Raw genomic sequence first — 21,314 nt, forward strand, 5'->3', positions numbered from 1 at the left:
TTCTTTCTATTTAAATGAAATAACAAAATGCCCGATAGGAAGTAATATATTTTTTAACGTTATAATACATCATGGATTCAAAAATAGCAGTAATAGGAGCAGGAACAATGGGACACGGTATAGCCGAGGTTTTTGCGCTTGGCGGTTATTGTGTCAACCTTGAGGATTTTTATCCCGAGGTTATTGAAAGGGCCAAAAGGGAAATAAATGAAAGCCTATCCAAACTTCTTTCCTCTGGAAAAATTACAAGGGAGTTGTATGACAAAACACTGAAAAACATTAATTATTATAACAATATAAAGGATGCTGTTGATGGAGCATACATATCAATAGAGGCGGTTCCCGAAAAATTTGAAATTAAAAAAAATGTGCTTTCGGAAATTTCAAATTACACTGATGGAATAATAGCATCGAATACATCAAATATAAGGATTACCGAACTGGCCGAATTTGTTAAAAAACCCGAGCGGCTTCTTGGCATGCATTTTTTTAATCCTCCAGTATTAATGAAGCTTGTTGAGGTTATAAAGGGTGATAAAACAGATGAAAAGTATATTGATGAGATAATGGCTGTTGCAAAGGCCATAGGGAAAGTACCAATAAAGGTTATGAGGGATGAGGCAGGTTTTATTGTCAACAGGGTTTCAGCACCCGAACTCCTAGTATTCTGCATGGCGCTTTCTGATTCGGACCCTGCAGGCATAGATGCATTCTTTAAATCTCAGGGCCTTCCAATGGGGCCATACCAGCTTTTTGATTATGTTGGCCTGGATACCGTATACGATTCCTTAAAATATTATGCACAGGAATTATCTCCGGATTATGGAAAATGCAAAAACCTGGATTCATACGTTAATGCAGGAAAGCTTGGAATGAAAACAGGGTACGGTATTTACAGGTGGGAAAATGGTAAGGCAGTAATACCGGAGGCGGCACCCTCAGAAAAGATAAGCCTTATGGATGTATTTTCACTTGAAATAAACGAGGCAACAAAATTAATAGAGAGTGGCATTGCCACACCAAATGATATTGAAACAGGAGTTAAACTGGGTCTGAACAGGCCATTTGGTCCGGTAACAGTGGCCCAGGGTTTATCCTCCTCTGATGTTTTAAAGACCCTAAATTCACTCTATGAAAAATATAAAATTGATGTGTTTAAACCATCCAGTACAATAATTAATGGAAAACTAAAGGAGGCATTTTCACCACATAAGGCAGAAAAGGCCAGAGACGAAAATACTGCCCAGAAATACATAATTTTTGAAAAGCATGAAAATACAGGAATTATAAAATTAAATAACACAAAAAATAATCTTATAGGTTCCGGGCTTATTGATGAATTAAATGCTGTGCTTGATAGGATATCAGCTGACAATGATATACATGCCGTGCTTATAACAGGCAATGGTACTTATTTCTCTGCGGGTGCGGATCTGTCACAGTTTATAAACAGCCCCTATGCATTTATGGAAATGTCAAAAAAGGGGGAAAATACCTTTGATAGAATAACAAAAATGAATAAAATATTTGTGGCTTACCTGAAGGGATATGTCCTGGGGGGTGGCCTTGAGCTCGCGCTTGCATGTGATATAAGGGTTTCTTCAGGCGATGCTGTTCTTGGGTTCCCTGAAACATCCCTTGGCCTAATCCCGGGATACGGTGGCAGCCAGAGGCTTCCGGCATTAATCGGAATTTCCCGGGCCATGGATATAATACTATCAGCCGAAAGAATAAATGCACAGAAAGCCTACGAATATGGCATAATAACAAGAATATTCAATGATGATGGGGAGGCACAGGCATTAAAATTGACGGAGGAACTTTCACAGAGGATATCACCTGCATCGGTTTACACTGCCAAAAGATTAATATATGGAACATCCAGAATTAACCTGGATTTCGAATCAATTTCCATGGGAATGCTCTACGGTGGCAATGACCTTAAGGAGGGAATCAGGGCATTCATGGAAAAAAGGTCGCCAAAATTTGGTGGTAATTAATTTTTAAATACATTATTTTTTAAATAAATTAATGAATCCCTTACTATTTCTGCACATTTATCTATTTCCCTGTAATTAATAACCTCGTCAGGTGTGTGGGACAGCTTTGTATCACCAGGCCCATAGGTTACCACAGGTATCCCCCAGTCATGGCCCAGTGTGTTCATGTCACCAGAACCACTTTTGAATATTAATCTTGGAACCATGCCGTTCTTTTTAATTGATGCCTTGAATGCAGATACCAGATTGCTCTTAAGGTCAGATATATATGGATATGTTCTGTTCTGTGTTTTAAATATATATTCTCGGGAATCCCCGGCAAGTGATTTAATTTCACTTACAATATCATTCTCTGTAACCGATTTTGGATATCTTATATCTATGAACATTGATGCATTTTCAGGCGTCATATTGTCATACTCCCCGCCGTTAAATTTTGTTATTCCCGCGCTTATATCATTAAAATCCTTATTACTCCCCCATTTATCCCTGATCTTTATCCAGAGGTTTATAAGAGAATCTATGGAATTCTCCTCCATCCATGATGAGCTTGCATGATGGGAGCTGCTGTGTTTTTTAATCTCCATGAGTATTCTTCCCTTGTATCCTGCAGTGATATTTTCAGGGCCTCCCGGTTCACCAAAAATGGCGTAGTCGGTTTTATCGTAACCTGATTCTATGTAATTAATACCCTTGCTATCACTTTCCTCCCCTGAGGCTGCTGCAAGTATGATTCTGCCATCGAATCCTGAATCTAATGCATGTTTTGCCCCAAGCATTAGGGCAAGAAGGGATGATTTTGCGTCCACAGCACCGCGGCCGTAAATTAAATCACCGTCAATTTTTACATCAATAAATCCAGGAACAGTATCTTCGTGGCCGCAAATTAGTATTGATGGTTTATTTCTTCCTGTTACCGAAACAACATTGTATTTTTCATCTATAACCGGATTCGGAAATCCCAAATCCTCCATGTAATCTCTAAGGAGTTTTGCTATTTCATACTCCTCCCCGCTTGGTGAGTATATTTCAAGCATTTTTATTAACATGTCCCTTGTATTCATTTCCTTGCCTCGAGTATAAGATAGTCAGCTATATAGGCAGGTATGTCAACGCCAGTTACCGGTACAGTATTTTTAAATTCAGTGTTTCCATTAATTTCGTTGACAAAATAACCATCCCGAGATTCAAGTATGTCTATGCCATAAATCCCAGGGCCTATGGCCTCAGCAGATTTTAGTGCAATATCCTCTATTTCAGGTGTAATTTTTAGTGCCTCTGCACGGCCCCCAAGGGCTGTATTTGTTCTCCAGTCAGTACCAGATTTGTATCTGTAAATTCCTGCAACAACCTGATTATTTATTACAAATACCCTGAGATCACGGCCAAATTCATTAATATATTCCTGTGTATAATTTATCTGGTACAATGGATACATATAATCCTTATATTCCATGACATCCATTGCAGCATAGTAATCATTAAGAAGTGATATCATTCTGCCCCAGCTCCCTGTTACAGGCTTCGTAACTGCAGTACCATGAAAATCCTCATTAAACGATTTTAGAAAAACATCCTTTGAAAACGATACAAAACTTTTTGGAATTTTCACACCATGGTGGGATAAAACAAGCGATGTAAACATTTTATTTCCGGTGATCACAGTTGAATTAAAATCATTTAAAATCCTGTGCCCTGTGAATTCAATATAGGCTGTTGAATGCAGATTCCGGTAGTAGCCAGTGGATCTTTGAAGTGATATATCACCCCATTCTTCATTATTTTCAACAAGGTTAAGATTTAGGTTTTTAACATCCTTAAGCATTACCTCGACATTTTTATCCTGCAGGGCCTTCATTATTGATTTTTCTTCCCACCTCATTATGTCATAAACAAGAGAGACTTTCATTTTATGACCTCTTTGTAGTATTCATTTATGGATTCGCCTATTATTGATGATGCCTTTGATAGATCATCATATGATATTACATATGGTGAGAGCATCCTTATAATGTTAATACCGGAATAAAGTGCAAGAACGCCTTTATTAATCAGATCCATGAGTACTGGCAAAAATTTTACGCGAAGCTCTATGGCATTCATAAGCCCAAGCCCCCTTACCTCCTTAACGATTTTAACATCGTTTAATGATTCATTTAATTTTGATCTGAAATACTCACCCTTTTTGGCAACGTCGTTTATGAGGTCTAGCGTGAGCTGTTCCAGTACAGCGGTTCCGGCTGCACATGCTATTGGGTTTCCACCTGTTGTTGATGACTGCTCACCCTTTTCAAGGTTATCCATGAATTCATGCCTGCCTGCTGTTACCGACATTGGTATGCCACCACCTATGCCCTTGCCTATTGTAATTATGTCTGGCGTTATGTCAAAATGCTGGTGTGCCCACATTTTCCCTGTTCTGCCAAGACCTGATTGAATTTCATCCGCAACAAATATTATGTTGTTTTTTTCTGTAATTTCCCTTAATTCTCTTACATAATCATAATCAGGTATGTTTATTCCACCTTCTCCCTGAACCGGCTCAAAGAAAACCGCAGCTATATCATCATCCTTTTCAAGCAGCTTTAAATCATCGGTATTATTGTATCTAATGAACTGCACATCTTTTATTAATATGTCATCAAAGTATTTTCTGTACTTATTTGAATATGTAATTGAAAGTGCACCAAGCGTTTTTCCATGATATGAATTTGTCATGGCCACAAGCTTGTGCTTTTTTGATGACTTTTTTACGACCTTTATTGCAGCCTCTATTGCCTCAGCACCGGTGTTGCCAAGATAAAATTTATCAATGCCTGCCGGAACAGAATCGGCAAGTTTTTTAACAAAATTATTTCTGGCCTCTGTATACTCTGATGCATGGGCTATTGGAAGTATATCCATCTGATCGCAAACAGCCTTTTTTATTTTATCATTTGAATAACCAAATATTGCAACACCATAGCCTCCCATCATATCTATGTATTCCTTGCCGTTTTCATCGTACAGCCTTGCCTCCTCGCCATTTTTAATATGAACCGGCAATCTCTGATACGTATTTGCAATATACTCATCCTCATAATTTTCCATACCATCACCTGTTAATTTATATCTTCATTGCATGGGTTTTCCTTGAAATTACAGTTCCATGCATAATATCTTTAAATGGATTTGAGATAATAACATTCTGAACCCCCAAATCTATGGCCTCTGTTGCAGCCATTAATTTTTTATCCATGCCATGTCCAACACTTGTTATTATGCTTTTTATATACTCGCTGTCAGCGTCCTCAACCACTGTACCATCCCAGTAAAGTCCGTCAACATTTGTGGCCATTATAAGGGTGCTGGCACCTGTATATCCTGCAATATATGCTGCTGCCCTGTCAGCATCTATATTAAGATAGCTTTCGGGGGAATATGCCACAGGTGATATTACAGGAATATATCCAGATAAAACTATATTTTTAATAATATCTGAATTTACAGATGTGATTTTACCTGTGTAACCCCCATCAATTACCATCTTTCTGTTCTTTTCATTAAGTATTATTAATTTATCCTTTCTTTTTGCATTAATAATTGAAACACCGTTAATACCCAGTGCATTGATACCTGAGTTTCTTAATGAATGTACTATTTTTTCATTTATGAGGGACATGACCATTGTGAAAATTTCAAGTGTTTTTTTATCTGTGTACCTGCTTTTTATACCCTCTGGGGACGTAACAAATTTTTGTTCATATCCGAACTCATCACTGTATTTGTTTAGGTAATTGCCACCCCCATGGACTATTATAATATCATCATTTATATTATTTAAAATATTGGGCAGCGCATTTTCATTTATAATCTTCTCAAGTATGCTTCCACCAATTTTTATCACAATCATATTCTACACCGGGAAAAGTGATGGCGCGGTTAAACCCTCTGATTCATTAAATCCATACATTATATTCATGGACTGTATGGCATTTCCTGATGCGCCCTTTATCATATTGTCTATTGCACCGAAGGATACTATCCTGTTAATGTACCTATCAATTGCAAAACCAAGATCGACAAAATTTGAACCAACAACAATCTTTGGATCAGGATATTTGAAATTGCTCTTTTTATCCATTATTAACCTTACAAATTTCTCGCCAGAATAAAATTCCCTTAACAGCCCCCAGCCATGGATTTCATCTGTTTTTGCAAAGATGCTTGATGTTGTCAGTATACCCCTGACCATGTTTACTGAGTGTGCCGATAATGCGATTTTAACATCCCTGCCTGTTGCATATTTTATTTCCTGCTCAATTTCTGGTGTGTGTCTGTGGCCTGCCGGTTTATATGCCCTCACAGAGTTATACCTTTCTGAAAAAACCTTTGACTCATCAAGTTCAGCACCTGACCCAGATGAACCAACCTTTGCATCTACAGTTATAACATTATTATCAAGGTCAAGGGAGGCAAATGGTGCAATGCTGTATATTGATGAGGATGCTATGCATCCGGGCACTGCTATATACCTGGCATTTTTGAGTTCCTCCCTGTGCAGTTCTGGCATTCCATAAACAAATTTTTTGATAAGGTCAGGATATGGATGTTCAAAGCCATACCATACAGGGTATTTATCCGGGTCTCTCAGCCTGAAATCTGCGCTCATATCCACTATTCTAACCCCACTTTCCATGAGCTGTGGTACATAATTTATTGATGTGCCATGTGGCACTGCAAGAAAAACAACATCAAGGTCATCTAAAAGGTCAAAAATGCTTCTTCCCGTAAATTTTAGGTCTGTGAGACCGTAAAGGTCTGGATGTATTCTGGCAACCTTTTCATCCTTATGCTTATTTGATGTTGCAACAGTTACCTCAACGTCACCATGATTGGCAAGCAGCCTTAAAAGCTCACCACCAACGTATCCGGATGCCCCTACAATACCAGCTTTTATCAATTTATTCTCCCCAGTCCTCTCCCACATTTTCTGCAGGTTTTATCTCAACTGAATTACCTGATATCGATGTTATTTCATAGTTCATGCCGCATGAAGGGCATTCCAGCAGTTCTCCTGCCATTGAGTCGTCTGGCACCTGTATTTTTTCTCCACATATCTTGCATTTAGTCTCCATTTTTTCACCTTTTTGGTATTTGTTTATTAATTATGTTTTATTAATAAACATTTGTATATCTATATATCATTTTTAACATTATAAGTCCATTTTAACCTATAATGCCAACATAACATAATTAATTCATAGTATTTAAAATATACGAATTATGTATAAAATTTACTAATTTCGTATTAACATCAAAAAATGACCAGTATTTTAAAAACCCAAAAAACAGGATTATGGTTTACCATAAAGTATCCGCCTAATCTTATTTTTATAATCTTTTAATGCGCTTTCCTTCTTATAAATGGATAAATTTAATTCTATTTCAAATTTATTATTTCTTTTGCTGCGCACTTGTATCACTTTTCAGGGTTATCCTGCATTTCCTTTAAAAGTTTATTCAGCTCCTCATCCTCCTTTGATGATTCCGAACCTGACATTTCTGTATTGCTCATTGAATCTGATTTCTGGGACATTTCCCTGCTTAGAGATTCCAGAATCTTTTCTGGATTTGCTGTCGAAATATTTGCTGTTTGTTCCACAGCATCCTTAATCTGGTCAAACTGATCCACGAGTGTTGACTGTATCCTTTCCTGTGCATTTGTAAGCTCATTAAGACTTTTTGACATATCAGCTATCTGCTGTGGGGTCAGCTCGCTGCTCTTTAATGCCTCCGAACTCTGAATAATTGAACTGCTTGTTTGCTTAAGTGTGAGTGAATACATTAAATTAAGGTCGACACTTTCAAGAAGCAGGGAATAATCCTTAAGGCCATTTATTGAGGTCTGGATTGCGTTCATAAAAGATGCAAATAATTTTGCCTTCATCATATTATTCTGCCTTAATGCAAGTTTGGCATCCTCCCTGCTTTTCTCCAAAATCTTCTCATACTGCCTTATTTGCCTGTTTACAGTGGCCTTGAACATGCTAATTTTTGAACGTTTTTCAAGAATTTTTTCCTCATCTGATTTGCCAATTTTAAAAACCATAATATATAAATATATACTTTTTAATAAACTTTTTGTATTACTGTGCCATATATTCCCGATATTTTTCCAGCATCCTTTCATCTATTGACGGTTTTATCTGGTATATTACAGAAATAATATCATCAGTTGTAACCGGTATTTTATTGCCCGTTTTTATAACCTCCATAAACACATTCTGAACAGCCTTTTTGCATATGAATTCTATATCGGCCCCGGAATACCTTTCCGTAAGCTTTGCCAGCTCTTCATAATCTATATTTCCAAGAGGCTTGATTTTTGATAGCTTTAGCTGGAACAGCTTTACCCTGGCATCAAAGTCTGGGGGTGGAACATATATTTTAACGTCAAATCTACCGGGCCTTAAAATTGCCTCATCGATTGCCCATGGGTTATTGGTTGCTGCTATTATAAAGATATTCTTGTCCTTTTCTGATGTTAAACCACCAACCTCTGTTAAAAGCTGTGAAACCCCCCTTTTTGCAGCATCGGACTCTGTTCCACTTCTTTTTGGCACCAGCGTATCTATTTCATCAAAAAATATTATTGATGGTGATAGCAGATATGCAGCCCTGAAAAGCTGTGAAATATTTTTTTCAAACTGCCCAAACCACTGGCTGTAAAGTGATGAGGGATTTACATTAATAAAGTTTGCCTTAACCTCATTTGCTATGGCCTTAACAATAAAGGTCTTTCCGGTACCGGGGGGACCAAAAAGCAGCATGCCGCCTCCAAATTCGATATTATACTCCTGTGATAGCTCCTTATATCTCATCGGATATATTATTTTTGATAATATTTCATTCTTTACATCATTAAGACCTGCAACATCATCGAAGGTAATTTTTGGTATTTCTGGAGGTTCAATATTTAAAGATTCAAGGATTTTTTTACCCTTTTCGAGCCTGTCCTCACCAGCATCTGAGTTTTCTAGTCTTTTATATGTTTTAAGTATCTGCTCAGCCTGTTCTGCCCTTTTTTTCCTTTCAGCGCCTTTTGATTCCCTGGCAAGCTCCACCATATGAATATAGGCTTCCTTATAATTTTTTATGGCCTCTTCAAGTTTCCCCTCTGCCTCCATTTTTATTGCCGTTTCAAGGGTTCTGTTTATCTTATAAAGATCCTCCATTTCCTCTATCCTCCTTATCAATTACAGTGCCCTTGTTGAAAAGATTATATTTTCTAAACTTACACGCAACATTATAAAATTCAAATTTTAATTCATATTCCTCTGGGAAAATGGCAAAATCAACAAGCTTGTTCCATGTTTTTAACGGGAAGAACAGATAATCCTTCTCCCCCTCCCCAACATAATAAAGCATCCCAACCTTTAATCCTGTAATTGAGCTCAGATCAGGCATTGCAACCTCTGTGGGATTATCTGTTGCGGGATTGATTTCAACAAGCTTACCATTTACAACACACCCGGATTTTATTGAATACATTTGAAGTATCTTTTTTGAAACATACACAAAATTTTCTGAGGCATGCTCAATGGATGTATTAAGGTTAAGGTGGTGCAGTATTCCCATTACTATAAGCGTCATTTCAAAAGAAATATATATAATCGTTATATAAATTTATTTGAAAAACATCATTGTCATTTTATACGTATTAATATATAAAAAAATACATTTAAAATTCAATAACTTTAAATATAAATTTTTCTTCTCTATTTTATGGTTATTTCAGGATATATATTACTTATCCTTGCCTTTATCGACGGTCTATTTTTTGGGCTGGCAATAAAAAAAGGCATAGCATCGGCCATATTGATAATCATTGCATTCATAATAGCATGGTATGCAGGATTTGCCTTTGTTCCAAAATTGTCGCCCTCACAGATAGGGTCTTCAATTAGCTCGTTTGTGAGTTCCCATATAGCAATGGTTCCAAAACTTTTGGGCCTCACACACTCTGTTTCATTTTCCATTGTACTTGTTCTGTTCATAATAGGTCTTGGCATAGGTATATGGAAAGGATAAAAATAACAAAGTTTAAGTTAAAATAAAACTTTCTTATTTGATGGAAGTTTCAAATTTAAGAACATTAAGCATAACGGCAGAACCATTCAAAAAAATATCCTTTTGTTCTGTGGTTTATGACATTGATAACTCCATTATTTTTAACCTCAAAAAAATTATAGAAATTGCTGAGGAGATTGGGTTTAATTACGAAATAATAATAATTACAGAAAAGGATATAGATATAGAAAATCCAAATTTAAGGATAATCAAATCTAAATTCAACAGCTATGGAATGGCAAAAAGTATTGCAGTTGCCCAGAGCAGTGGTGAATATATAATAATACTAAATCCTGAACTTGAATACAGCATAGGTGTTTCAGATATAATATATAAATTCATAAATCAGAATGAAAAAAAGGCCCTGATTTCAAATTTCACTATAATAAATAGGGATGTGATTATTAACAATGGCGGGTGGCGTGATTTAATGGAATATGAGGATATCGACCTGCTCGTAAGGACAGTTGCGAACACAGGTTTTATAGCCTATCCATCAAAAACATTTGATATTTTTTTAAAAAGAAACTATAAAAGGAATAAACAAAAATATGGTATTATGTCCAGATTAAAAGAGAATAGGGACACCATAATTGCATGCAATTTAAAATTATCAGATGCATTCCTTTTTCTTGATGGCAGTAAATTGAATATATTAATGTCTAAATTTATGGAAAAATTTTCCGGGATCAAACCATTTGTATTTAAAAAGGATAAAAGCAATTATATTATTGTTATGGAGACTCTAATAGAATCATTAATATTAGAGGATTATAAAAAATATAAACTTCCTGAATCATCAGAAAGAATGCAGATTTCAAGTAAGGATTATAATTACCTTAAAAGCAAAAGCTATCTGTGGAATAAGGTTACACAAAGTATAGAAAAAATAACAGAAATAATAAATTAATTTCAATCTTTTTCATCATCTTTTTTTAATTTGTATCCACATTTTGGGCAGTATTTCATATCATCTGTTATATCTGCACCGCAATTAGGGCATTTTAGATTTGTTGCTGGAAGATTTTCATTGCTTTCTGCATCTATATAATCACCCGGGTTTATTTTCCCCTGATTTTTTTTATCCCCACCAAATACTGCCATGCCTATATTTGCCTTAGGTGCCCTGGCCTTGGCCATCTCCAATTCGTATCTCTTTTGATCCTCCTGCATTCTCGCTGTATTGTTTGCATATTCCTTTTTTGAAATAGATGCAAGCCTTGTTATATTATTTACCCAGTTTTTAGGGTCCTTTATTATAAAATCAACCCTTACAAGATTTTTATCACCATTATAATATTCTATACTTAAAATCTTCTTTGTAAAAAGACTAAACTTTGGTATGGCGAATGTTGCATTTTCCACATTGTACAAAAAAAGGTTAATATCTGTAACTGCAGGTGATGCCCTTAAAAATTGTCTTTTACCCTTTTTTTCAAATATTATTCTCTTATCAGTTAAAAATAAATTGCCGTCTATATAAACATTATTTTCAATCTTTTTTGCCCTCGCGCTTAGAAATTCATGTTCGTCATTCTCATATATTGGCATTGATTTACATATTTTATAGAATATTATAAAGTTTCCCATGAAAAAAATAAAAAAACAAAAAATAATAACAGGTAATATATCCATGTTTAAATGATCTTAAAATTTAAAGATTCCGCACTAACAGACGATGAAGACTTTGATTATATACTTTCATCAGATATAAACATAGACGGGGATACGGCAATCAAATTTTTTAAGGAGGCACAAAATGACAATTTTGATCTTTTAATAATTAAATGCAGACCGGATGGTCTAAAAAATTTTTCAAATTTTATTCTAAGATTATCATTATCAATTAAAAGCAGGTACCTAATTGGATGCATAAATGTTTACTCAAAATCTGCATATAAATTTATAAAAGATTCCGGCAATTCAATAATTAACGATAGGGTTAATGCACTCAATATAAATATAGATATATTAAAAAATAATTTTAAGGTTGGTTATTCAAGTGTTGATATTGGAAATAAGGCCAGAATAGGCTTAAAAGATTATGTTTATCTAATTTTAAAGCGTGGTACAATATTAAGATATTCCATAATAGGTTTATCAGGTATTGCTGTTAATGAGGGTTTTTTATTCCTCTTGCATCCATATCTTGGAAATATATTAAGTATAATTCCTGCCATTGAAATATCAATTATCTACAATTTTTTTATGAATAATAGATTTACTTTCAATGGGCACGGAATGTTTCTTAAAAGACTTTTTAAGTACAATATTTTTAATCTTATCGGCTACGGCGTAAATTTATTAATTTATTATTTTGCAATTTTTGAAAATGTAAGTATTTATATAGCCGATTTGCTTGGAATTATAGTGGCATTTATAATAACATACAGTACAGCCTCTTTTCTTGTGTGGTAATTATGGATGACAGAATTAAAAGAATAACACTTAATTACGGGTCTGCCCTTTCAATAATTGCCACATCCATAATTTTTGGGGTCTTTGGTTATCTTGATATTTATGCCATAATTGCAGAATTCCTTATTATGATTTTATCATTTATTTTCTTATTTTTTTCAAATATTAATGCCAGATCAAATATAATTGATAGGTTAATTTATGTATATATATTCATGGGAATGCTAATATTTATCATGCTTGCCCTGGCATTTATAAGGGCACCATATTCATATATCCTGTCTATAATCATTGCTTCCATATTTTCTTTTCTTGCATATAAATATTATAAAGGAAAATTAAATCTCGACTTTCTTGAAAATAGGAATTTAAATTTTAAGGCAATATATATAATTTTATCATTGATTGTATTGATAATTATTTTTTCACTCCATTTTTATTTGCATTTTATACAGCAGGATGAGTATTATATAGATGTTTATTCGGCAATACAGTTTATGTCTGGCAGGGACCCTTATATACCTTATGTAACAGCCTCTGTTTTCAGTCATTTTAACATGATAAATTATCAGCTTTTTTCAACACCAACAATGAATGGAAGTTTTGTTACCTTAATGGGATACCCGGCACTTTCGTTTTTGGTATATGTTCCATACGTTTTAATAGGGAAATATAACAATTTTATTATATCTATATTAATTATTATACCCTTTTTTTTAATATATAAAACATATGAAAATAAAAAAATTGCACTGTACGCCCTTTTTGGGTTATTAATAAATATTTTTGTACTTTATTATGGAATAGTGGGTTTAATTGGACTGTTATGGGCCGTACTATTAATGACATCATATTTTTTCAGGAAGAATTACCGATTGTCTGGAATATTCTATGGTCTATCCCTTTCAGCAAAACAGTTCCCCGCCCTAGTTTTTCCATACATTATTTATATGATTTATAAAACCCACGGACTTAAAAAAACATTTTACTGGCTAATATATGGCGCAGGAATCTTTTTCTTAATAAATGGTTATTTTATCATTAAATCACCATACATTTATTTTAAAGATATCCTATCAAGTGAAACACTTAAAATTTATGGCATTGGTGAGGGCATCTCACAGATATCATTCTTAAATTATGCTTATGTGCCTTCTAATGTATTCACGGGCATAATGGTTATAATTTTTTTGGTTACCATAATAGTTTACATAAAATATTATGATATATTAAAATATGAATTATTTGCATTTCCTGCCCTATTTTTCCTTTTTAATTATCGTGTTCTTCCAGGATATTTTATATTCTGGACCATGATATCGCTTCTAACTATTGCCAATATTAATAAAAATGACTTAAAAAAAGAGATAAATACAAAAAAAATCAAAAAATTTGTTTATTATATTATTATTTTTTCCCTTGTAATTATAATTGTTCTGGGATTTATAAACATAAATCATGAGGACCCTGTAACGTTTGAAAGCATATCGCCAACATATAACCATGGGAAATTAACAGGATTTAATATTACAGTAAAATATTCTGGAGACAAAAGGCTATATTTTAGAGGCATAGCAAATGAATCAATTAGCAATGGCATTTTGTTTAATTCTCAAGAAATATATTCCAATGGTGATTATAAAATATATAAAATAACATTAATAAAAAATGAAATAATTTATAATAATTCTGCACTTGAATTAATTGCATACAATGGAACAGTTCTCGGTTCAAATGTATATAAAATACAAAATGGTGAAATTAGTGTTTACCATGGGATTTTATATAATCCTCCGCGAAATAGGATATCACTAAGTCAGACCCAGCTCTAAAGAAGGCTGTTAAAACCTCATCAACAATATTTTCACCCAGGTATCCTGATTTAACAGCATTTTTTATCATTGTATACTCACCGCTAACACTGTATGTCGCCATTGGCATGTTGAACAGTTTCTTTGCCCTGCTGATTATATCAAGGTATGCCAGTGCTGGTTTTACCATGACTATGTCTGCACCTTCCTTTATATCAAGTTCTATTTCGCGTAAAGCCTCATCACCATTATGATAATCCATCTGATATGATTTTCTGTCCCCAAACTGTGGGGCTGACTCCGCAGCGTCCCTGAACGGTCCGTAAAATCCAGATGCAAATTTTGAGCTGTAAGCCATTATTAATTTATCTGTGTATCCATTTTTATCCAGAACCTCACGTATGGCCTTGACCTGGCCATCCATCATTCCACTTGGAGCTATGATATCTACACCAGCATCGGCATAGCTTAAAGCCTCTTTCTGATAAATTTCAAGTGTTTTATCATTATTAACATAGCCATTTTCTATTATTCCACAGTGACCAGTTGATGTATACTCGCAAAGGCATAAATCAGCTATAACATTAAGATCTGTATTTTGCTTTGCGGTTCTAATTGCCTTCTGAATTATGCCATTGGAATCATATGAGGATGAACCTGTTTCATCCTTGTGTGCCGGAATTCCAAAAAGAATTATACTTTTAACACCAATCTCTTCAAGGTATTTTATATAATTTTCATAGGCGCTTAAAGAATATCTGTATATATCCGGCATTGATGGTATTTCCTTTTTATCTTTTTCCGTCTCATCAACAAAAATAGGCATAATTAATTTTTCAGGCCTTATCTCTGATTCTTTAAATAATGATCTTATATTACTATCTTTTCTGTATCTTCTCATTCTTATTATAGGATACATAACTATGAAATCACTTATGAATTATTAACGTTTTTTAATTTATCCCATTGATTATGCAAATGGAGGGTAAAATAGTTATGAAGGATAGAAAATGGGAGGTATTAAAATAAACTTATTGCAAAGATTATTGTAATATTGAAGATATATAGTGTATCATACAGGTCGTCTAAATACCTCTTCAATAACCATAAAGAGTTCATGGAATTATTGAATATTACAGATATACCAGGTTTTAGAACATTACCATATAAATTCAGCAATAATAGATATGATAAATCCCGTTAATTATGAGAACAATGATAATATAATAAGGCTTATAATAAATGCATTCTTAATATTGTATTTATCAAAAACGTAGCCACCAACAAAGCTAAATATTGTAATTCCAAGTGCATATGAAAATGTTGATATGCCAGCATAAAAATAATTTATATTTACAATTTTTAATATAAACCATGATCCAAAAAAGAAAAGGTCATCATCAAATAATCTGAATATTATTTAATAGATGTGCATAATGAAAATATTTCATCCTTCAAAATTAGGGGTGAATTATGTTAAAGATTTTATTATAGGAAAAGTTTATAACTTTTTATATAATCCGATAAAAATGTATATTTCACTTGAAGATAGTTATGTAGTAAGGGTTCCACCAGAGTTGCTTAATGAAAATTATGATCAGGCTGTACTGGATGCTGCAAGGTCAGTTCTTGAGGGAAAAATAATTGATATAGAAAATAAAGATAATGTCAGTATTGGTAAAACCTATATTATTTCGCTGGAAAGCATCAAAAGAATAGGAGACGGCTCCATAGTCCATGGTGATGGTGGCGTTTATCAAACAATACAGTATACAGCCCTTGCATATTATCCAAAAATGCAGGAAATAGTTGATGGTGTTGTTAAATCAATTCAAAAATTTGGAGCCTTTATTAAATTTGGTCCGTTCGAGGGATTACTTCACATTAGCCAGATCATGGATGACTCAATAAATGTAGACCTTGATAACCAAATATTATCAGGAAAGGATACAAAGTTTTTATTAAAGGCAGGTGACAAAATAAGGGTAAAAATTGTTTCCTTAAATTTAAGTTCATCATCCCTATCAGACAGCAAAATAGGGTTAACAGCCAAACAACCCGGGCTGGGTAAGGAGGACTGGATAAAAAATGATAACATCAAAAATTAGGTGATAAAATGAAAAAGGTATATAAGGCATGCAGAATATGTAAGAGATTAACACTTGACGATGTTTGCCCCGTCCACGGTGATGAGAAAACAAGGGAGGACTGGTTTGGTTTTCTTATAATCAACGATACCAATTCGATAATAGCCAAAAAGGCCGATATTAAAGAACCGGGTATATATGCGATTAAAGTTAGATCATGATATTGTCCTTACACCGGAAATTATAGATCATATCAAGAATTTTAAACACAATATTGCAAGCCCTGATGATATCATAAAACTCTCAAAAGAATATAAAATAATAGCAGTCGGGGACGTTACAACAGAAAATTTAAAAAACCATGGTGTAAACATTTTCCTGCAGGTTGTAGACCTCATAACAAAGCGTAATGAGGGTAAATTTCAGCACATTGAAGGTTCCATAGCGGTGAAAAATCCTGCAGGGACAATAAGCCTTGATCTGATTAACGCCATAAAAACTGCACTGACTGAAAATAAACCATCAAGAATAGAGGTGTCCGGTGAGGAGGACCTTGCCGTTATACCAATAATATTTTATGCAGATTTAAATACAGTAATAGTATACGGTATTCCTGATATTGGCATGGCGTATATAAAAGTAAATAAGGCAATAAGAGATGATGTAGAAAAATTATTGGGTGATGTAAATGTCTGAAAGTTCGGTTAAAAACTTTAATGTTGAAAGTGAGAAGGATAATAAGCTACTGCATAGGAAGGAGATAAGATATACAATGACCTTTAGCTCCGGAATAACCCCCAGCAGGGATTATATAAGGGATCTTCTGGCCAATTATTATAAGGTTAATAAGGAGCTCATCATAGTTGATAAAAATAAGCAGGAGACAGGTAAGGATGAATTAAAGGGTTATGCCAAGATATATGATAAAAAGGAGAATGCAATGCTTTATGAGCCAGACTATGAGCTTATAAGGAATAAATTAAAGGAGAAAGTGGTGAAATGATGGAAAAAAGAGAATTATATGCAGTTGAAAATAATAAGGTTGTTAGAAAAAGAAGATTCTGTCCAAGATGTGGCCCAGGAGTTTTTCTGGCAGAGCATAAGGATAGATACACATGTGGAAAATGTGGTTATACCGAATTCAAAAATAAAAAATAATTTTTAAAAAATTTTAAAGATTATAAATAAGGTTTGTTGTTTCCCCGCTTTCCTTTTCTATTGCTGTTATTCTCTTTCTTACAAGCTCCTGTGATTCCTTGTCATCTGTGCGCAGGCTTAATAACTGTATAAGGTATGTTAGCTCGTAATCAAGAATAAGGCTTAATGTCCTTAGATATTCTAACCTGCTTTCATCCAGTGATTTCCTCTTATTTGAGATAAAACAGTCCAGATGCACTGAACCCTCCTTTGTGAAGGTAAATTTCTCCCCTGTTTTAATGGTTTTATTGCACAAGTAGCAGTTATACTCCATAAAATCCTAATAATAATTCAGATGTTAAATTTATCGTTGCCATTTACACTAATTTTATAAAAAATATTTATCTAAAGATATAATAGGGTAGCAATGGAAAAAATACATGACATATTATCGGATAAATTCATAAATTCAGAGGCAGAAATCAGGGGATGGGTATATAGAATCAGAAGTTCTGGAAAGATTACATTTATTATACTTCGTGATTCTTCCGGGATTATCCAGTGTGTTGCCAGCTCAGATAATTTAAATGAGGATCAGATGAGGGAGCTTTCCTCAATGACCGTTGAAAGCAGCATGGAGGTTTCAGGAACAGTAAGAAAGGATGATAGGGCCATTACGGGATATGAGCTTGCAATTAAATCATACAAAATTTATGAGAGAAATGAAAATTTTCCAATAACAAAGGATCTTGGAGAGGAATTTTTACTTGATAACAGGCATCTGTGGATAAGAAGCAGGGAATTTACATCTGTTTTAAAAATAAGATCCACAGTATTTAAGGCATTTGCAGATTTTTTTTATAACAACAGTTATTATCAGGTTCAGGCTCCAATGTTTGTATCCACAGCCACTGAAGGTGGATCAACATTATTTACAGTTGATTATTTTGGTGAAAAGGTTAATTTAACACAGAGTTCACAATTTTACCTTGAAACATTGATATACAGCCTTGAGAAGGTGTTTACAATAGCCCCCAGCTTCAGGGCTGAAAAGTCAAGGACAAGGAGGCATCTTGCAGAATACTGGCATGCAGAGGGCGAGGCCGCATGGTACAGCAATGAGGACATGATGAAAGATGAGGAAAAATTAATAGAATATATTGTAAATGAGGTAATAAAAAACAATTCTGAGGACTTAAACATAATTGGCCGGGATATAAATGTTCTAAAAAAGATTAGGGCACCGTTTGAGAGAATAAAATACCGTGATTTAATAGAAATGGCAAACAAGAAATTTGGAATGGATCTTAAATATGGGGATGATCTTGGTGCCGATGAGGAATACAATATTATGATACATTTTGACAGACCAATATTTGTGACAAATTATCCAGAGGAATTAAAAACATTTTACCATAAACCCGATCCAGAAAATCCCGGAGAAATACTATGCCATGATATGCTGGCTCCAGAGGGTTATGGGGAGGTCATTGGTGGTGGGGAGAGAATTTATGACCTAAATGAGCTTCTTGATAGACTTAAGAAGAATAACCTGAATCCTGAGGATTATTACTGGTATGTTGATCTAAGAAAATATGGCAGCATACCGCACAGTGGCTTTGGTCTTGGCCTTGACAGACTCGTTACCTGGATATGCGGGCTTAAAAATATCAGGGATTCCATACCATATCCAAGGACAGTAAGAAGGGTAAAACCATGAATGATTTTTTATCCATGGTTAGGTACCATGAATCAGAAAAAATACCGGTTTGGTTCATGCGGCAGGCTGGAAGATACATGAAATCATATAATGAAATTAAAAAAAACCTTTCCATAAGGGACATATGCATGGATCCTGATATTACCGAAAGAATTACATATTCACCGGTTGATCTGCTTGGAGTTGATGCTGCAATTATCTTTGCTGACATAATACTCCCACTTGAGGCCATGAATTATGATATTGACTTTTCAAATACCGGGCCGGTTATATATAATGGCTATCAAAAAAACAGGGATTTAAAAAATATAATAGAATTTGATGAAAAAAATTTAAAATACAAAACGGCTGATGCAATAAAATTATTCAAGGAAAGGCACAAGGATGTGCCATTAATCGGTTTTTCAGGCGGTATAATAACCGTTCTCTCATATGTTCTCTCAGGGTCATCTGACAATAATTTAACATATACAAAAAGTGTAATATTACGGGATAAAAAATTCAGACTTTATAAAGAATTAATTAAGGATATGATTATAAAATATTTAAAAATGCAAATAAATGCTGGAGTTGATGCAGTACAGATTTTTGATTCCTGGCTTGGCTCACTTTCTCCATATATTTTTGAAAAAAATTTAAAAAGTGATATTTTTGATATTATCAATGAGATAAAATCAAATATACCTATTATATATTTTGCCACAGGAAATTCAGGTATGATTGGTGAATTTAATGATATAAATCCTGATTTCTTAAGCGTTGACTGGCGGATAAAAATCAATGATGCCAGAGTCATGCTTAGAAATACAATAGGAATACAGGGAAATCTGGATCCATATGTTGTTCAATATGATGAAAATGCAGCCATCGAGGAGACAAATTACATATTAAATAGCATGAAAAGCCATGACAATTATATATTTAATCTTGGCCATGGTGTATTACCAGATACCCAGGAAAGCACATTAAAAAGAATTGTTTCATTTGTGCATGATTATAAAAATAAATAATAAAATTTTTTTTAATAAAATTATAAATTAAAAATATGTATACACTAATATGTACAAGGTTATATTATTAAGCTATGGTAGCCCTGAAAGAATTGAGGATGTACCTGAATACCTGAGCGGGATTTTCAACGGAAAAAAGGTGCCTGAAAATATTTTAAATGAAAATATTGAAAAATACAGAATGGTTAATGGAAAATCTCCATCAAATGAAATAATAAAAAATATTATGGATAAGCTATCAAGGCTTTTAAACAAATACGGTGATTTTGAGGTTACGGATGCATACAAGCACTGGAAACCAGGAATTGAGGAAACCGTTGAATCATTGAATAATGAATATGAATCTGTAATAGCATTGCCATTATTTGCGTTTAAATCTAATAATGTTAGTAAATCATATGAGATACCGTTCAAAAAGGCAATACTGCCAAAAAATGTTGATTATAAGTTCATAAACGGGCTTGATGATGAAATGTTCACATATGCATGGATAAAAAACATTTCTAAATACATTTATGATTATGATTCCTTTCTTTTTACCGCACACAGCCTTCCATTAATAGATGACGAAACAGATTATATAAATTCCTTACACAAATATGCTGATAAAATTTCAAAAATTCTTGGAATAAAATCTTATTATACAGCATTTTACAGCCAGGGGCCCTATGGAAAATGGATTGAGCCATCTATTTACTCTCTAATTGATAAATTCAGGGCGGATGGCATTAAAAATATTGCTGTTGTGCCACTTGGATTTTTATATGAACACCTAGAAATTTTATATGATCTTGATGTAAAATATAAGGAATTCCTTGCAGAAAATGGTATAGAATACGTAAGGGCCAAAACCCCATCATGCTCTGATGAATTAATTATTTTATTAAAAAATGTAATTTTAAAAAATTTGGAGAAATAAATGTTATTTTTTAAAGACGTTGTTAAAAATTTTTAATAATAAAATTGTAAATTTTATATTTTATAACGCCGGTATTAATTAATTAAAAAAATTTAAGTTA

The 21,314-nt window shown here is 33.8% G+C and carries 25 protein-coding genes; 13 read left to right on the top strand and 12 right to left on the bottom strand.

Translation table 11 applies throughout. The annotated features are described in order from the left end of the window. Positions 1 to 71 precede the first annotated feature (71 nt). A complete protein-coding gene (locus TZ01_RS01150) occupies positions 72 to 2,000 on the top strand; it encodes a 3-hydroxyacyl-CoA dehydrogenase/enoyl-CoA hydratase family protein (RefSeq protein WP_048100972.1) in 1,929 nt (642 codons plus the stop codon). Here the strand turns inward: TZ01_RS01150 and TZ01_RS01155 are convergent. The 9 genes from TZ01_RS01155 to TZ01_RS01190 all read right to left on the bottom strand — a co-directional run bounded on the left by TZ01_RS01155 (position 1,997) and on the right by TZ01_RS01190 (position 9,635). Beyond that, a complete protein-coding gene (locus TZ01_RS01155; protein WP_048100973.1) occupies positions 1,997 to 3,064 on the bottom strand; it encodes a M20/M25/M40 family metallo-hydrolase in 1,068 nt (355 codons plus the stop codon). The genes TZ01_RS01150 and TZ01_RS01155 overlap by 4 nt on opposite strands. Then, on the bottom strand, positions 3,061 to 3,909 hold the full coding sequence (locus TZ01_RS01160) for a RimK family alpha-L-glutamate ligase (RefSeq protein ID WP_048100974.1): 849 nt from the start codon (positions 3,907 to 3,909) through the stop codon (positions 3,061 to 3,063). The genes TZ01_RS01155 and TZ01_RS01160 overlap by 4 nt, the downstream gene beginning before the upstream one ends. Continuing rightward, positions 3,906 to 5,090, bottom strand: a complete 1,185-nt coding sequence (locus TZ01_RS01165) for an aspartate aminotransferase family protein (RefSeq protein ID WP_048100975.1) — start codon at positions 5,088 to 5,090, stop codon at positions 3,906 to 3,908. Before TZ01_RS01165 ends, TZ01_RS01160 begins: the two co-directional genes overlap by 4 nt. A gap of 16 nt (positions 5,091 to 5,106) precedes the next feature. Further along, complete coding sequence (locus tag TZ01_RS01170) at positions 5,107 to 5,892, bottom strand: [LysW]-aminoadipate/[LysW]-glutamate kinase (RefSeq protein ID WP_048100976.1); 786 nt, start codon at positions 5,890 to 5,892, stop codon at positions 5,107 to 5,109. A gap of 3 nt (positions 5,893 to 5,895) precedes the next feature. Further along, positions 5,896 to 6,942: an N-acetyl-gamma-glutamyl-phosphate reductase gene (gene argC / locus TZ01_RS01175; protein ID WP_231563390.1), complete on the bottom strand. Its 1,047-nt coding sequence runs from the start codon at positions 6,940 to 6,942 to the stop codon at positions 5,896 to 5,898. Position 6,943: 1 nt separating this feature from the next. Beyond that, positions 6,944 to 7,117 (bottom strand): alpha-aminoadipate/glutamate carrier protein LysW, encoded by a 174-nt coding sequence (gene lysW/argW / locus TZ01_RS09680; protein WP_169749827.1) that lies wholly within the window; start codon positions 7,115 to 7,117, stop codon positions 6,944 to 6,946. A 344-nt stretch (positions 7,118 to 7,461) separates the two neighbouring features. Continuing rightward, positions 7,462 to 8,091 (bottom strand): hypothetical protein, encoded by a 630-nt coding sequence (locus TZ01_RS01180; RefSeq protein WP_048100977.1) that lies wholly within the window; start codon positions 8,089 to 8,091, stop codon positions 7,462 to 7,464. 37 nt (positions 8,092 to 8,128) lie between these two features. Beyond that, on the bottom strand, positions 8,129 to 9,238 hold the full coding sequence (locus TZ01_RS01185) for a 26S protease regulatory subunit (RefSeq protein WP_231563391.1): 1,110 nt from the start codon (positions 9,236 to 9,238) through the stop codon (positions 8,129 to 8,131). After that, positions 9,201 to 9,635 (bottom strand): hypothetical protein, encoded by a 435-nt coding sequence (locus TZ01_RS01190; RefSeq protein ID WP_048100978.1) that lies wholly within the window; start codon positions 9,633 to 9,635, stop codon positions 9,201 to 9,203. Before TZ01_RS01190 ends, TZ01_RS01185 begins: the two co-directional genes overlap by 38 nt. Positions 9,636 to 9,767: 132 nt before the next feature. Between TZ01_RS01190 and TZ01_RS01195 the strand changes: the two genes are divergently transcribed. Both TZ01_RS01195 and TZ01_RS01200 read left to right on the top strand, forming a co-directional pair. Beyond that, positions 9,768 to 10,073: a hypothetical protein gene (locus TZ01_RS01195; RefSeq protein ID WP_048100979.1), complete on the top strand. Its 306-nt coding sequence runs from the start codon at positions 9,768 to 9,770 to the stop codon at positions 10,071 to 10,073. A gap of 40 nt (positions 10,074 to 10,113) precedes the next feature. After that, positions 10,114 to 11,022, top strand: coding sequence for a hypothetical protein (locus TZ01_RS01200; RefSeq protein ID WP_048100980.1), 909 nt, complete (start codon positions 10,114 to 10,116; stop codon positions 11,020 to 11,022). A gap of 2 nt (positions 11,023 to 11,024) precedes the next feature. Here TZ01_RS01200 and TZ01_RS01205 read toward each other — a convergent pair whose 3' ends face one another. Then, on the bottom strand, positions 11,025 to 11,663 hold the full coding sequence (locus tag TZ01_RS01205) for a zinc ribbon domain-containing protein (RefSeq protein ID WP_048101339.1): 639 nt from the start codon (positions 11,661 to 11,663) through the stop codon (positions 11,025 to 11,027). Positions 11,664 to 11,753: 90 nt separating this feature from the next. Here TZ01_RS01205 and TZ01_RS01210 point away from each other — a divergent pair, with 90 nt between their 5' ends. Further along, the gene (locus TZ01_RS01210; protein WP_048100981.1) at positions 11,754 to 12,530 is read left to right on the top strand and encodes a GtrA family protein; all 777 of its coding nucleotides are present in this window, start codon (positions 11,754 to 11,756) and stop codon (positions 12,528 to 12,530) included. A gap of 2 nt (positions 12,531 to 12,532) precedes the next feature. Then, positions 12,533 to 14,362, top strand: a complete 1,830-nt coding sequence (locus tag TZ01_RS01215) for a hypothetical protein (RefSeq protein ID WP_156150269.1) — start codon at positions 12,533 to 12,535, stop codon at positions 14,360 to 14,362. Here TZ01_RS01215 and hemB read toward each other — a convergent pair. Next, positions 14,292 to 15,260, bottom strand: a complete 969-nt coding sequence (hemB, locus tag TZ01_RS01220) for a porphobilinogen synthase (RefSeq protein WP_048100983.1) — start codon at positions 15,258 to 15,260, stop codon at positions 14,292 to 14,294. The genes TZ01_RS01215 and hemB overlap by 71 nt on opposite strands. A 610-nt stretch (positions 15,261 to 15,870) precedes the next feature. On the opposite strand from hemB, the gene TZ01_RS01225 reads away from it, so the two are divergent. The 5 genes from TZ01_RS01225 to TZ01_RS01245 are packed head-to-tail and all read left to right on the top strand — an operon-like array spanning position 15,871 to position 17,586. Continuing rightward, positions 15,871 to 16,449, top strand: a complete 579-nt coding sequence (locus tag TZ01_RS01225) for a DNA-directed RNA polymerase (protein WP_048101340.1) — start codon at positions 15,871 to 15,873, stop codon at positions 16,447 to 16,449. 8 nt (positions 16,450 to 16,457) lie between these two features. Beyond that, the gene (gene spt4 / locus TZ01_RS01230; RefSeq protein ID WP_048100984.1) at positions 16,458 to 16,649 is read left to right on the top strand and encodes a transcription elongation factor subunit Spt4; all 192 of its coding nucleotides are present in this window, start codon (positions 16,458 to 16,460) and stop codon (positions 16,647 to 16,649) included. Further along, positions 16,627 to 17,124 (top strand): DUF359 domain-containing protein, encoded by a 498-nt coding sequence (locus TZ01_RS01235; protein WP_048100985.1) that lies wholly within the window; start codon positions 16,627 to 16,629, stop codon positions 17,122 to 17,124. The genes spt4 and TZ01_RS01235 overlap by 23 nt, the downstream gene beginning before the upstream one ends. Continuing rightward, entirely contained in the window at positions 17,117 to 17,431 is a 315-nt protein-coding gene (locus TZ01_RS01240; RefSeq protein WP_048100986.1) for a 30S ribosomal protein S24e, read from the top strand. The genes TZ01_RS01235 and TZ01_RS01240 overlap by 8 nt, the downstream gene beginning before the upstream one ends. After that, a complete protein-coding gene (locus TZ01_RS01245; RefSeq protein WP_048100987.1) occupies positions 17,431 to 17,586 on the top strand; it encodes a 30S ribosomal protein S27ae in 156 nt (51 codons plus the stop codon). Before TZ01_RS01240 ends, TZ01_RS01245 begins: the two co-directional genes overlap by 1 nt. 13 nt (positions 17,587 to 17,599) lie before the next feature. On the opposite strand, the gene TZ01_RS01250 is transcribed toward TZ01_RS01245, so the two are convergent. Continuing rightward, entirely contained in the window at positions 17,600 to 17,899 is a 300-nt protein-coding gene (locus TZ01_RS01250) for a DUF2175 family protein (RefSeq protein ID WP_048100988.1), read from the bottom strand. 93 nt (positions 17,900 to 17,992) lie between these two features. Between TZ01_RS01250 and asnS the strand changes: the two genes are divergently transcribed. The 3 genes from asnS to TZ01_RS01265 are packed head-to-tail and all read left to right on the top strand — an operon-like array spanning position 17,993 to position 21,214. Continuing rightward, a complete protein-coding gene (asnS, locus tag TZ01_RS01255; protein ID WP_048100989.1) occupies positions 17,993 to 19,285 on the top strand; it encodes an asparagine--tRNA ligase in 1,293 nt (430 codons plus the stop codon). Continuing rightward, positions 19,282 to 20,295, top strand: coding sequence for a uroporphyrinogen decarboxylase (gene hemE, locus TZ01_RS01260; RefSeq protein ID WP_048100990.1), 1,014 nt, complete (start codon positions 19,282 to 19,284; stop codon positions 20,293 to 20,295). Before asnS ends, hemE begins: the two co-directional genes overlap by 4 nt. A 49-nt stretch (positions 20,296 to 20,344) precedes the next feature. Next, positions 20,345 to 21,214: a ferrochelatase gene (locus TZ01_RS01265; protein ID WP_048100991.1), complete on the top strand. Its 870-nt coding sequence runs from the start codon at positions 20,345 to 20,347 to the stop codon at positions 21,212 to 21,214. Positions 21,215 to 21,314: the final 100 nt, after the last annotated feature.

This window comes from Acidiplasma sp. MBA-1, from assembly GCF_000949015.1.
Classification (GTDB): domain Archaea; phylum Thermoplasmatota; class Thermoplasmata; order Thermoplasmatales; family Thermoplasmataceae; genus Acidiplasma; species Acidiplasma aeolicum.